The sequence below is a fragment of the Sporosarcina luteola genome (genome assembly GCF_007991495.1).
Lineage (GTDB): Bacteria > Bacillota > Bacilli > Bacillales_A > Planococcaceae > Sporosarcina > Sporosarcina luteola.
Window position 1 is genome coordinate 1 of sequence record NZ_BJYL01000062.1, and the last position, 13,146, is coordinate 13,146.

The 13,146-nt window shown below is 38.0% G+C and carries 11 protein-coding genes and 4 pseudogenes; 9 read left to right on the forward strand and 6 right to left on the reverse strand.

Features of this window, described 5'->3' with window-relative positions; translation table 11 throughout:
* The 3 genes from SLU01_RS17260 to SLU01_RS17270 form a co-directional block, all read left to right on the forward strand.
* Positions 1–609: TnsB C-terminal domain-containing protein (locus tag SLU01_RS17260; RefSeq protein ID WP_147060670.1), on the forward strand; the 609-nt coding region annotated here is incomplete at its 5' end.
* Positions 602–1,372: an ExeA family protein gene (locus SLU01_RS17265; RefSeq protein ID WP_147060672.1), complete on the forward strand. Its 771-nt coding sequence runs from the start codon at positions 602–604 to the stop codon at positions 1,370–1,372. The genes SLU01_RS17260 and SLU01_RS17265, both read left to right, overlap by 8 nt.
* Positions 1,372–1,629 (forward strand): DUF5348 domain-containing protein, encoded by a 258-nt coding sequence (locus tag SLU01_RS17270; RefSeq protein ID WP_147060674.1) that lies wholly within the window; start codon positions 1,372–1,374, stop codon positions 1,627–1,629. Before SLU01_RS17265 ends, SLU01_RS17270 begins: the two co-directional genes overlap by 1 nt.
* A gap of 318 nt (positions 1,630–1,947) precedes the next feature.
* Here the strand turns inward: SLU01_RS17270 and SLU01_RS17275 are convergent, their stop codons facing one another.
* A complete protein-coding gene (locus tag SLU01_RS17275) occupies positions 1,948–2,199 on the reverse strand; it encodes a DUF1418 family protein (protein ID WP_147060676.1) in 252 nt (83 codons plus the stop codon).
* Between the two features lie 1,210 nt (positions 2,200–3,409).
* A complete protein-coding gene (locus SLU01_RS17285) occupies positions 3,410–4,561 on the reverse strand; it encodes a YdbL family probable chaperone protein (protein WP_147060678.1) in 1,152 nt (383 codons plus the stop codon).
* A gap of 224 nt (positions 4,562–4,785) precedes the next feature.
* On the opposite strand from SLU01_RS17285, the gene tnpB reads away from it, so the two are divergent.
* Both tnpB and tnpC read left to right on the forward strand, forming a co-directional pair.
* Positions 4,786–5,004, forward strand: a complete 219-nt coding sequence (gene tnpB, locus SLU01_RS18485) for an IS66 family insertion sequence element accessory protein TnpB (RefSeq protein ID WP_147060680.1) — start codon at positions 4,786–4,788, stop codon at positions 5,002–5,004.
* Positions 5,005–5,071: 67 nt separating this feature from the next.
* Positions 5,072–6,385, forward strand: a pseudogene (tnpC, locus tag SLU01_RS17295) (IS66 family transposase); the annotation flags it as partial.
* Positions 6,386–6,476: 91 nt separating this feature from the next.
* Here the strand turns inward: tnpC and SLU01_RS17300 are convergent.
* The gene (locus tag SLU01_RS17300) at positions 6,477–7,523 is read right to left on the reverse strand and encodes a tyrosine-type recombinase/integrase (protein WP_170232743.1); all 1,047 of its coding nucleotides are present in this window, start codon (positions 7,521–7,523) and stop codon (positions 6,477–6,479) included.
* 84 nt (positions 7,524–7,607) lie between these two features.
* Between SLU01_RS17300 and SLU01_RS17305 the strand changes: the two are divergent.
* Positions 7,608–8,078, forward strand: a pseudogene (locus SLU01_RS17305) (transposase); the annotation flags it as partial.
* A 49-nt stretch (positions 8,079–8,127) separates the two neighbouring features.
* On the opposite strand, the pseudogene SLU01_RS18490 reads toward SLU01_RS17305, so the two are convergent.
* Positions 8,128–8,269, reverse strand: a pseudogene (locus SLU01_RS18490) (IS66 family transposase); the annotation flags it as partial.
* A gap of 119 nt (positions 8,270–8,388) precedes the next feature.
* Here SLU01_RS18490 and SLU01_RS17315 point away from each other — a divergent pair.
* Positions 8,389–8,748: a hypothetical protein gene (locus SLU01_RS17315; RefSeq protein WP_147060686.1), complete on the forward strand. Its 360-nt coding sequence runs from the start codon at positions 8,389–8,391 to the stop codon at positions 8,746–8,748.
* Positions 8,749–8,978: 230 nt separating this feature from the next.
* Here the strand turns inward: SLU01_RS17315 and SLU01_RS17320 are convergent, their stop codons facing one another.
* Entirely contained in the window at positions 8,979–10,274 is a 1,296-nt protein-coding gene (locus tag SLU01_RS17320; protein WP_147060688.1) for a helix-turn-helix domain-containing protein, read from the reverse strand.
* 339 nt (positions 10,275–10,613) lie between these two features.
* Here SLU01_RS17320 and SLU01_RS17325 point away from each other — a divergent pair, with 339 nt between their 5' ends.
* Both SLU01_RS17325 and SLU01_RS17330 read left to right on the forward strand, forming a co-directional pair.
* On the forward strand, positions 10,614–10,940 hold the full coding sequence (locus tag SLU01_RS17325) for a hypothetical protein (protein WP_170232744.1): 327 nt from the start codon (positions 10,614–10,616) through the stop codon (positions 10,938–10,940).
* Positions 10,931–11,575 carry a hypothetical protein gene (locus SLU01_RS17330; protein ID WP_147060691.1) on the forward strand — a complete coding sequence of 215 codons (645 nt, stop codon included), beginning with the start codon at positions 10,931–10,933 and terminating at the stop codon, positions 11,573–11,575. Before SLU01_RS17325 ends, SLU01_RS17330 begins: the two co-directional genes overlap by 10 nt.
* A 522-nt stretch (positions 11,576–12,097) precedes the next feature.
* On the opposite strand, the pseudogene SLU01_RS17335 reads toward SLU01_RS17330, so the two are convergent.
* A pseudogene (locus tag SLU01_RS17335) lies at positions 12,098–13,146 on the reverse strand (IS1380 family transposase); the annotation flags it as partial.

Below are 13,146 nucleotides of genomic sequence, written 5' to 3' on the forward strand. Positions count from 1 at the left end.
CCGACCATCATTTACGCGGATAATGGAAAAATCTATCGATCAGAAACGCTTCAATATGCCTGTGCCCAACTAGGCATCACACTGGCTCATACCGCCCCGTACGATCCTCAGAGCAAGGGGAAGATTGAGCGATTTTTCAAGACGGTGCAAACACGATTCTATCCATTATTACAAACAGAGCCTGCCGGCTCCCTGGAAGAGTTGAATGAACGCTTTTGGCACTGGCTGGAGGAGGATTACCATCAGAGGGTTCACGCCTCTTTGGAGGGGAGAACCCCGCTTGAGGTGTATCGGGAACAGTTGAATCAGTTGACGTTCCTCGAGAATCCTTCCATCCTGGACACCATCTTCCTGAAACGGGAACAGCGGAAAGTGAAGGCTGACGGAACTATCACTTTGAACAAGCAATTATATGAAGTCCCTCCGCGCTTCATCGGCACCTCCATTGATGTCCGTCTGGATGAAAAGGGCGTCTATATCTTTGAGGAGAACCAGAAGGTTTCGGAAGCCAAGCCCGTTTCGATGAAGGACAATGCATATGCGAAAAGGGTGCGTTCCCCTTTCATAAAAGCAGATCATCGGGAAGAGGAGGGAATTGATCATGTATAAAGCGTATTATTCCTTGGCACGCGCACCCTTCTCCAAAGACCTTCGTCCGTCAGAGGCCTTCCCATCAACGGATTACGAGGGAGTGCAGCAAGCATTGTCCTATTTACAGAAAACAAGGGGCATCGGGCTGCTTGTCGGTGAACCAGGAGCAGGTAAAACCTTCGCGTTGCGCTCATTCAAGGAAACGTTGAATACTTCCCTTTATCATGTCGTCTACTTTCCACTCTCCACAGGAGGGGTAATGGACTTTTACAGGGGGCTTGCCTATGGCTTAGGCGAAGAACCTAAATTCCGTAAGGTGGACCTGTTCCGTCAAATCCAGCAAGGGATTGAGCGGATGGCTGAGGAACGGAAGCTGACTCCTGTTTTCATCTTGGATGAAATGCATATGGCGAAGGATGCTTTCCTGCAAGACATTGCGCTTCTTTTTAATTTTAAAATGGATTCAACGAATCCGTTCGTCCTAATCCTCTCGGGTTTACCGCATCTGAAAACGCGTTTGAAGTTGAATCATCATCGCCCACTTTCGCAACGGTTGATTGTAAATTATGAATTCCAACCTTTATCGCAGGAGGAAGTGGCCGGGGCAAAGACGCCTATTTTTACAAACGCAGCCATCGAGGCCATTGCATCTCGGTCACAAGGTTGGCCTAGGGTAGTTAATAATCTGACAATTAATAGCCTATTATACGGTTTTCAATTGAAGATGGATCAAATCAATGAAGAGATTGTACGGCTCGCTATCGAGACAGGTGGACTTTAATGAACCGGGGTATATTGGTCTTCGACCAAAATGAGCAGGAGTGGAGGGCATGGATTGGACAGGAGGCCTTTCATATCGTCCAAGGCGATACATTTGAGTTGCGAGTACAAGATAGATATTTTAAAGCTTATTTGGAGAAGGACTGGGAGTGGTTTGTCACACTGAACTTTGAAGTGGTTTTTACACTTCATACTCATGAAGTGTATAAGATTAGAATTAACAAGCAACATCATATGAAAGCCGGAGCCCCTTTTTAAGGGGTTTCACTTTTCTCAAGGCAGCCGAGGATATATGGAAATACTTTTTCATATTCTGACGGACTGTGAACGCTTGAGCACATTAGATCAGCTGTCATGCCGGAGGTATGTGGAAATAGGCATCTGAGATAATGTGCTCCTTTACAACAGTACCTTTTATTATCTATACTAAACAGCAATTAAAGTTTGTTTCACCAGACTACTAATTTGTAAATTGGTAAATCGGTCAATCAATTGCAATTCCTAATTTTTTAAAGTTCGTGACGATTATTATTGAGTACACTCCTTTCATTCAAGGAATAACTCTACCTACTTTATTCATATTACTTTTTTAATTACCCAAACTAAATATTTAGCAGCAAAGTAACATAAAGGAACACCTAAGAACAAGACAAGAAGGCCCATAAGAGGACTATCAAAAAAGTATTGATTTGACAAGTAAGCAGCTAGTTTAAAGTATTGAAGAAAAAGTACTATTACTAATGCTACAAAGCCTGCTTCTCTCATCATTAATTTTTTTTCATTAACCTTTCCCTTACCCTTACCCTTACCCACCCAATTTTCTTCCATAACCGAATCCACCCCTTTTCCATTTGATCCTTCTTGCGCTAACCTACCTCTTTATTTAATAGAGAAAAAGAGCCGTCTAAGCAGCTCTAATCTTATAGTGATAGGTAAGCCTTTGACGTTATCGTCAGCTTTTCCCCCACTTCACACCGTACGTGCGACTTTCACCGCATACGGCGTTCCAACTAATCCAACCCGATTCAATCATCAACACTTCTGGAATTGTATATCCTCAGTGTCCCAATTCTTTCGTTTCAATAAGTCGGTGCCTTCCGTGGAAGGTGAACCTCTATTAGTCTTACAAGAACCTTATTAATCGTTGAAGAACTGTCTTGCATGGTTGAATGAATCTTTTATTAGTCTAGTGGCTATCCCTCCACGTTCATTACACGCTTCAACGGTACTGTGCCACCACTTTCACTGATATGAAGAGAAGTTATATAATCGCTAGTCTCACGACTATTTTCCTTTTCACCGCTTCGCCAAGAGTAAGCTCTCCACGTCATCAGCTTACAATGTTGAGTTATATCTATTATGGAACCAAACTTAGGTGCTTCCTATGAGCCTGTTAGCATTACATGTGCCTGTAACACAAGATGGATTTTTATATACTTGATTCTTACTCATCCACAGCTAACCCTACATTTAGTAGTAAATACATTTCTATATAATGTGCTTGTAGACCCGTACATTCAGAAGTTCGTCAGCAATACAGTATCTTATTGTATTTACATTGCATTCTCACCATATTTGTTTAACCCAAGCACCATGATTTACACCACCCCATCGGGTAGGATTTCGTCAGCCGAACTGTTACGGTAAATTCTCACGCCTATTAGCCGAGCTTATAACACGCTATTCCTTACTAAGTAACGTGCTATTCGACGCAGGGGAAGCCTTTCAGAGCGTTACCTCATCATTCGACTCCTCGATATAACCCTTCAGTTTTAGAAGTCTAAAACTGCCTGACCTTTACCGAAATTGTGTGGCCACATTTCATTTGAGCCAGGAACATTTCGCACCAAGTAAAGCACCCGTTACTAGAATAAGATTAATTTGAGCACACTCTTACCAGTGAATAATATGTTTTTTAAAATCCTCAAAGTAAATTGTAAACTATATTAAAGAATATTAAAAACAATACAGAAAAGCATAGTGAGATTTTCTGTATTGTGAATTTTTAATAATGGAAATATCCCGGTTATCTATCTATTCATTCCATGCTCTTCAATTTTTTTTGAAGATGACTTAACAGATAGGAATCGATATTTGGAGCAACTTCTGCTTGATAGCCTAAGATATCAAGAGTTTCAAGGTTCAAATCTCTGTTTATAGGAATTACTTCTGTTTTAAATGAAACACTATCTCCAATTGAAAATTGACTCATAAGGTCTCCAGCAAACTCCCAATAAATCTTTGAGATTTTATTAGAGTCTCTTTTATCTGAGTAGTCAAATCCTAAGCTTGTAGTTTGTTTTTCACTATCATAGTAAATATCTGTAATAGTATCACTTACAATAATTGAATCCCCGATATTGAAGCTTTTTAAACTGTGGACATAATCCTGCAGAACTTCATCAAAGTGGTCATTCATCAAATCATTAATCGAGAAAATAGTTTTTTTTGTTTTTAAATTTGAATTTGTATTATTCTCTTTAAAAGCTTCCTGTTGTGGAATATTAAAAACTCTATTATTTTCAAAATCAAAATAATTTTTTTGCAACATCATATTATTTTTTTGTTCTTCAAGCTCATAAGGCTGCGGTCCGTCTAATGGCAGACATTGTTCACATGGGGGTCTATTAATAAAGTACATTACTCCTACGTTCCACTTAATTGGATCATGGATATTAAACAAAACTGTGTATCCACCGGGCCACATATTTCTAACTGTAACACCTTCACCATGGCCGACGTTTTTACCACTACCAGGTACTATATCCATGTTGCTGTTTCTAATTACAGCAATACCAATTTTTTTGGTCCAAGAATTTACAACGTCTGTCATACCAAATGCAGTCATAGAATCACGGTCACTTTGGACATTCATACCTGTCCGTGCAAATGATTCATCCTTGGTATAGTTTCTTGAACCCGTAGTCGTCCCCACAACACCGGGTATGTCGGAAGATGATACTACTGCGGGTACAAAGTAATTTTCATTAGCTATATGTCCACCAATTTCATAAACGGCATTCAAATAAATTTCCCATAATTTACTATTTTGAATAGATATTTCATCACTTGCACCGTCGACTTGAATTCTAGCTTCATCTAAAGAAGAAGCCATAGCTGTTTTGTTAGACACAATGAATATAGATAGTAACATCATTGTTGCGGTTAACAGCGTTAGTATTTTTTTCATACAAAATACCCCCTATTTGTTTTTTTAGTACAATTTAATTATAATTATTCAGTACATTAAATTCACTCTAATTAGGTTGGGAAAATAGTTCCTCAAGGGTCCATATCATTTGAGCTTTTTGCATTAAATTTCATAGAAATTAAGAAAACGAAGTGGTATAAGTGCTATTAGCCGGTTACTTAATAAAGTAAGCGTCAAATAACCCACACCTTCTAACATTCCCGATGTTTTGCGATAATCATAAATTAAAAATCCTGCATTGGGATCACAATGGGTTTTGGCTGTACTATCGTCGTTTAGATGAAGGGTTATTTCATTGGCCTGAATTGCAAAAGGCAAGTTCATTAAAAATTAGCCAACGGCAATTAAATTGGTTACTCGATGGGCTACCAATGGAACAAAAAGAGGCCCATTCAAAAATTGATGTAAAATTTATCATTTAGAGAGAATCGACATCCCATCTCTTCTCTCTTTACGGTACTATACTCATATGAAAAAAATACGGCGCAACTGCAAGAAACAATTGAAGAACTTGCGACAAAAAATGCGGATTTAGAAAAACAAAAAGAAGTCCTAGAGGCGAAAATTAAATGGTTGGAAGAACAGTTCCGACTAAGCCAACAAAAAAAATTTGGGGCTTCCAGCGAAAAATCAAATCCGGATCAACTCGAACTTCCTATTTTTAATGAAGCTGAACTATCAGCCGATAAAAATGTCGAAGAACCCACACTTGAATCGATTACTTATCAACGAAAAAAGTATGCTGGACAACGAGACGCGAAACTTGAAAACCTGCCTACAGAAACGATCCACTATCGTTTATCTGATGAGGAGCGGGTCTGTTTGTGTTGCGGTGAAGCCGTTCATGAAAAGAGTACGGAAACGAGACGCGAATTAAAAATCATTCCTGCCCAGGTGACAGTCGTTGAGCATGTACAACATATCTACAGTTGCCGTCAATGTGAACGAGAAGGGACGGAAACACCGATTACCACAGCTAAAATGCCTGCGGCAGTCTTTCCAAAAAGTCTCGCTTCACCTTCATCCATGGCCTATATCATGAATCAAAAATACGTAAAAGGCATGCCATTGTATCGGCTTGAAAAACAATTTGAACGACTCGGGGTTTTCCTATCACGTCAGACAATCGCCAACTGGGTCATATATGGTGCAACGAATTGGCTTTCACCTCTTTACAATCGATTGCATGAGCTATTACTTCAACTCGACATCTTGCATGCGGACGAAACGACGGTTCAAGTTTTAGCGGAACCCGGAAAAGCCGCACACTCCAAATCCTATATGTGGATGTACCGAACGGGGCGCAATATATCACCGATTGTCTTATATGACTATCAAACTTCACGCCATCGCAAACATCCCAAGGCATTTCTAAATGGATTTGCGGGCTATCTTCATGTCGATGGCTATGCGGGGTATCACGAATTGAAGGATGTAGAGTTGGTAGGTTGTTGGGCACATTCACGTCGTAAATATGACGAAGTGCTCAAATCTTTGCCAGCCAATGTTGACAAATTAACTTCACTCGCAGCTCGAGGTCTTCGATTCTGTACGCAATTATTTAAAATTGAAAAACAGATTGAAGATGAGTTCGAAAACTGTACGCCTGAACAGCGGCTAGAAAAACGTCTTGAACGAAGTCAACCAGTGTTAGACGCTTATTTGGCATGGCTAAAATCAAAACGCCCACAGGTTCCACCAAAAAGCAAATTAGGGGAAGCCATCACCTATAGCTTAAACCAATGGCCAAAGCTCGTCTCATTTTTGAAAGATGGACGCCTCGAAATCGATAATAACCGGGCATTATACCAACCATTAAATTATTCTGCGCATTGTAGGAAAACTGCATAATTACTTTGATTTGTCCTTAAAAGCTCAGAATAACTTTTTTGAATTACTTCAATCCGTATAGCTTGGCGAGGGTTTCTTCATCTGCGAGTTTCCATTTCTTTTCCTTCAATTTTAATGAGTTTTGACTTTGTAAAGACTCTTCCACTTTCCTAAAGGCTTCATTTATCATCTCCGCATCCGTGTGTGCATATATTTCTGTAGTTTCCAACGATTCATGACCAAGCAGTTTTGCAATCACCGGCAACGAAAACCCCATTCTATACAAATGAGCACCATAACTATGTCTGAAAAGATGCGGGTACACATTTTCAGGGACCTGACTACATGCCCTACGGGCAGCTTCACCATATTTTTTTATAAAGCGTTCCGCGTTTGCAACGGACATACTGTCCTTTGTGCCTTTAATGACAGTGTAAAAGAGATAATCCCCAGGAGAACCATTAGGATGATAGACCGAAAGGTAATAATCTAAATTTTCTACCGTGATATCAAGTAAAGGCACGCACCTCGGCTTATTACCTTTACCCAAAAGTCTTACAAAAGGATCCTTTGTAGCAATTTCTAAATCCTTAAGCCTTACATTAAGTGCTTCCGAAACCCTTGCCCCTGTTCCATATAGAAATATCATAAAAAATCGATCGCGAATTCCTATTTTTGTCTTTGGTGGTTGTTCAAGGATCACCCTGATAGCATCACGTGTCATCCAGTTCCTTTTATTTGAACGTACGGTAACATGTTTGATTTTTGATATTTTGATATACTGTGGAGCAAGCGATATGTCCCTGTCAGAACAATATTGAAGATATTGTTTAATTGCGGTAAGCCGATGGTTTCTTGTTGTAATGGTAGATCCTTTTTTCTCTATTAGCCATTTAAGGTACTCCCGTACCATATCTGGGGTCACTAATTCAAATGTAAGTTTATCAACCCCTTTCCCATATACTTCTTTTGTGAATTCCCGAAAACTGTTCAACCCCTGTCTATAAGCAACAACCGTATTATTAGACTTATGCTCATGATCTTTGAGATGAAGGAAAAGAAAATCACTTACAAAACTGAAAAACATCTTATGTTCATTAATTTTCTTCAACATATGCTACACCGTTAAGGATATCTTCATATCCTTTTGCCATTTCTCTAATTTCAGGGACAAGGTTGACTACCATGTGTAAGTATTGAGACACTGCAATGGGATGCTTATAACGAAGGGACCCTTCTACAGCAATCCATCCTGGCGTACAAGGAACGATTCGGCTACTATCCGGAAGCGGTTCTGGCAGATACCATCTACAGAACCCGGGAAAACCGGAAGTTCTGTAAAAAACTTGGCATCCGGCTGAGCGGTCCGAAACTCGGAAGACCGGCCAAGGATCAGCATGTGCTCTCAGAACAAAAGAAGGTGGAAAAACAGGACCACGGCGAGCGTAATGCCATCGAAGGAAAGTTCGGTGAAGGCAAGCGAGTGTATGGGCTGGGTCTTATTAAGGCACGCCTTCAAGTCACAAGTGAGACGACGATTGCCCTCCAACTGGTCATCATGAACCTCGAAAAGATCCTCCGGGATACTTTTTTGTCATTTTTCCATCGTCAAGTTAAAAAGTTTGAACGCTTATTTTCTATAAGCTACACTTTGACCTTCGCTTGATTTAGGTTGTTCAGTAGTCCCTACTTAATAAAAAAGGAACGCATTAATAATCATGGTACCCTGCATAGCCATCGACATGAAGATACCCAGAAAATCCTTTAGAAATGTTTTTGGGTGCTTACTGTGGCGCGAAGTTTGATAGTCATAATAACAATCGGTGATAAATCTCGGCCAAATCGATACAACCACATACAATACGCCAATGTGCATCGTTGTGGCTCCGAATATGATTAATAATAAGGATTATAATGATATAAAAAATGTAAAATATGAATGTAAAGGAAAGTATGAAAAATTCGTGTAGTCAGGAGTGGTTAAAATTAAAAAGATAGCAATTTTATTTTTGTTTTCTTTGTTACTTTATGGATGTTATGATTCAAATGCAACTCCTCCAGTAGAAAGTGTTGAAATAATAAATCCTTGGAATGATCCTGTGAATATTACAATAGAAGAAGCCAACAATATTGCCCTTCGTCGTGCCGAATCTGAAGGATATAAATCACCTGCCTTGTGGAAAGAAAATTCTACGAAGATCACTGCCGTTTACTCAGTAAAATACGACAGAGATGTTAAGGTATATGAAGTGAATATGTCGACAGAAGAGAATCATTTTGGAGTCTTTTACTGGGTCAGTACAGATACTGGAGAAATCATTATTTCTACTGAATGAAAAATAAAGCAGTTGGAGAAAAATGATAATCATTTTCTCTACCTGCTTTATTTTAGATGCTTTTGCAACAGCATGTTTTATATCGTGAAGCCAAAAATAATATTACTTATTGAGGGTATATGGAAATTCTGTAGGTCTTGGATTTTCATCATCGTTTGGCGAAGAACTCTGAAAGACAAACGATGCCATTAATAATAGAGATAGAAGATAAGGTATCACTGTTTTTTTCATTATAAATCCTCCCATGAAGTAATTGATTGTTTTTCGAGTTGAGCTTTAACAAATTCACTGTAATATAATGCTGACTTTTTATAATGACCAATACTTTGATAGTGTTCAGCCAAAGCTAGTGTGTATTTACCTTTGTTCCAATTATCATTAACTTCTCCAAAATAGTCAACAGCAGTATTTAATGCCTGTTTGATATTTTCATTTCCGTCAATGTAATAAGTATATATAGTAAAATGATTAGTATATTCCTCGTATAATTCCTTCATTTCACACTGATTTATAAGGAGTAACCCTTGTTGGCAATATTCTTTTGCTTCCTCATATTGCCTATTTCTATAAAGTACCTTGATTAAAGCATAAATGGTTAAAAGAAAGCTTTTAAGTTCTCTTTCTTCTTTATACTCCAAACACTTTTTAAAATACTCTATCGCGATGTGCGAAAATCCTTTACGTGAATGTAGTAGAGCCAAATTATGATAAAGCATACCTAAATAATCACGTTTATTAAGCAAGTTAGTTATTTCCAATGCAAACTTCAAATGTCTGTCAGCGTTATGGTAGTCGGCCAAATTTTTATAAGAATTCCCCATTATTATATGACAATCCAATGCTCTTTCTAAAAACAAGTTGTTTGTGAAGTATTCCAATGCTTGACCAGCAAAATCCACCGCTTTGTTAAAAAAATGAATTTTGCTATAACAAAGACTTGCAATATAATTAAAATCTGCTCTCTCCCACGGTTCTAGTCCTAATTCGTTAAATATATTTTCAATTTTAATAATGTAATCAAAAGCACTGAGAAAATCATTGTCAAAGTATTTATAAAGACAAGTATTTAGATAATGTAGATATTTTTCTTTTGTACTATATTCATGTAATAGCAACTCGGAAAATTCTATTTCGCTTTTTATCATACTCATATCTTCGTTACTGATTAATAAAAACCGTGTTAACAGAAGACTATAAGTATGATAATTTCTCCTGCATTTAAAAACATATTTATTATTCCTCGTATTAATAATTTCTTGAAGGCCATCATTATTTTTATTTGTTAGGTATTCCTTGTAGAAAGTTGTTAATGAGGTTATGAATGAGTCTTCAGTATGAGAATTGAAACTGTCAGTCACGATATCTAAACGTTTTGCAAGAAGACTAAGAATTTCTTGGCTAGCTGTGGTTTGTCCGTTTTCAATCTTGCTTAAATAAGACACCGTGCAAATGTTTTTGGCCAACCAAATTTGTTTCATGTTTCTTTTAATGCGCTCCTTTTTTATTAAGTAACCGGCTAATAACATCTTTACCACTTCGCTTTCTTAATTCTAGGAAATACGATGCTATAAAGTTCGAATGATATAGACATTTAGAATGAATTAAATATACGGAACTATTATAATTATACTGTACCAAAAAAAAAAGAAAAGGGGTATATCGTATGAAAAAACTAATCTACACAATTTGCTTCGTACTTTTTTAGCAGCACTATTACATCTACGAGTATTGCAAGCGGTTTAGAAAAGATTTCGGGAGATGGAGAATTAACCATTTCGAATAAGGAAGTTTCTAGCTATGAGTATTATGAATATGAAGATGAACAAGATGAAAATGGTTACTACAGGCTTTTGGGAATTGCGAAGGTGAACTCAATATCTACATCAGAAATAGATAAGAACAGCGGGATGGTTACTAATGTTGATTATTTACTAAAAGATTTATATAGCGTTGATGGAAATTATATTAACTCTCAAGTAATAGTTGAAGAGTATAGTAACAACTTGAATAATGGACAAGCAACCGGCCTCAAAAAAACAATCGATTTTACAAGTCCAATTGCAAAGTTCGAACCAACTGTTTCCGCAGTAACTGGTGAAAAATATTATGAAATGAGCGTAGAAAAAGAGATTGATTTAGAAGACTATAAACTTCATTTACTCGTGACGAAAGTACATTTGCTGTGGAAATAGTGGAAACTATTGGTTTTACTTACGAGGGCATTTCAAATATTGAAAAAATGATGATTGAGAGTTATAAAAATGCAATGGTAAAATCTAAGTATAAAGATCAAAATTATAATACTACGCTGGACGTTCCCGAGGTCACTACTCACGTTGTAAAAAATAAGGGGGCGTATGATAACTATTACACTGATGATTGGACTACTCGGAACTTTGTTGCTCAAGCTTTAACTTACTCATCGCCACATAGGTATTTCAAGCGAACTGGAAACGTACTCAATGGTAATGACGGTTCCTTTTTATATTTCACTGATCAAATCGATATTTATGAAGCTGGGATGGTTTCTATGGAACATTTTAAATTTGCCGAAGTCGCTGCATGGCAAAGTTATGTTTCTAGTTTAGGACTTTACTTTTTAGGAACTGCAGCTAGTACTATGGGCGGGTCAGATGGTTGGGTAGGGGCATTGTCTCAGATTGCTAATACCGTTGGTATACTGGGTGCATATACTTCTGGTGCATACGCTACGAAAGATAGAGTGAATTTTAGTAAACAAACACAACAAGCACTTTCAAATGCACAAACTGTTTTGGTGTATGGTGCTTGGAATTCTGATACCTTTGGATCTGTAGTAGGCTTTTAATTTCAGCTGGATAATAAAAAATTTGATTTGACTTTAAAGTGAATAGTTACAAGTGTCAAATAGCCCGCTGCCTTGAAAGTTGGGCTATTTGACTTGTTTAATAAAGTCTCTCAACGCAGTTTCCTTTTATTATCATCTTCAAAAGCTCCGTTTTTATATACCAAGAACATTTCAAACGCACCCAATACTCTCCTAATTTCTGATTATCGTGCTTAGCCGGTAGCGTGAATTTGTTCATTGAATACTAATTAGATACCGCAATCTATTTTGCTATCATTGAAACTTTTAATCATTTCGTCTAGCTCTTCCGCTTCAAGATATACCTGCCTGAATTATTCACGCATCCGCGCTAAATCATCAATTTAGTCAAAACAGTCAAATTTTCTATTCATTTTATGATGAACACACGGTTTGCTTTCCGTAAAAATGATATCCATCAATAAATCACTGGGAAATCTACGATTTTAGGCAGACTTCTCCCTTGGGTGTATAGTGTTTTAAAAAAATGGATAGTTATATTGGTTACACTAGTTTAAGCCGCTGAATTCGGGTGATCACCTTCCAGAAGAATTCCTGGTAAACGAAACTAGATGATAGTTTGAAGTAAAGTGACCGACCTGATTTGACTACTTTACTTGCCACTTTCACGATTCTTGCACGAATCGTTTCGATTTGCATCGCCTTTTTCCCTTCGGGAAAAACAAGTGTACGCATCCAGTTCGTTAAATTGTACGCAAGCAGACTTAGCATTAACTTGGCTTCATTTACTTGGAAGGAGTGGCTATTCATTCGATCCAATCCAAAACCATTTTTCGCCTCTTTGATGTAGTTTTCCATCGTCCCTCTCTTTTGGTAGGTACGCACAATGGCTTCAGGTGTGAAGGCTTCCCCTAGATTCGTCACGAAAAATGTGTGATGAAAAAACAACTCACCATCCGGGAGAACTGATTGAATGATTACCTTTCTTGGTTTTGACCACCCCTTCGCTTGATAGATCGTTTCTTCAAAATAATATTCACTTTTCCCGCTATCCGAAGGTACCGTGGAAGGGTGCAGTTCCTCTGCTAGGCGTTGTAGAACTGCATTGGATTTTAATCGGATGACGTAACAAACGGATTCCTTCTCGCACAAATCATATAGCCCGGGAATCGCAAACCCACTATCTGCCCGAACAAAGGGCGTAATTTCTGGGAACTTTTCATTGTAATGTTCAATCATCGGTTTAAGGAATTCCACAACCCCATTCGAAGTATAGACATTTCCTGGTCGTAGCTGGGCTTTCAGAAAATCACCTGTAACACCGTCAAAAGCGACGAGTGGATGAAAAACAAACTGTTCCATAATGGGCGTTGTACGCAATGGATTCTTGATTTCCGTAGGCATCCGAATGCGTTGAATCTATATCAAAAATAATCGCTTCAGATTTTCTATGGCTCTGCACTTTATCAAGTAACTCCTGATTTGCCTGTTGTAAATGATTGATGGACGCTGTATCAAATCGACCAAAAAAGCGTGATAAACTTGGCTGGGAGGCGAGCGCACCCGTTTCCAGGACTTGCGTAAAAACAGGG

Bases quoted from the DNA above. Each gene is read 5' to 3' on its own strand.
- SLU01_RS17265 (WP_147060672.1), top strand. From the start codon at position 602: ATGTATAAAGCGTATTATTCCTTGGCACGCGCACCCTTCTCCAAAGAC.
- SLU01_RS17270 (WP_147060674.1), top strand. From the start codon at position 1,372: ATGAACCGGGGTATATTGGTCTTCGACCAAAATGAGCAGGAGTGGAGG.
- SLU01_RS17275 (WP_147060676.1), bottom strand. From the start codon at position 2,199: ATGGAAGAAAATTGGGTGGGTAAGGGTAAGGGTAAGGGAAAGGTTAAT.
- SLU01_RS17285 (WP_147060678.1), bottom strand. From the start codon at position 4,561: ATGAAAAAAATACTAACGCTGTTAACCGCAACAATGATGTTACTATCT.
- tnpB (WP_147060680.1), top strand. From the start codon at position 4,786: ATGTTTTGCGATAATCATAAATTAAAAATCCTGCATTGGGATCACAAT.
- SLU01_RS17320 (WP_147060688.1), bottom strand. From the start codon at position 10,274: ATGTTATTAGCCGGTTACTTAATAAAAAAGGAGCGCATTAAAAGAAAC.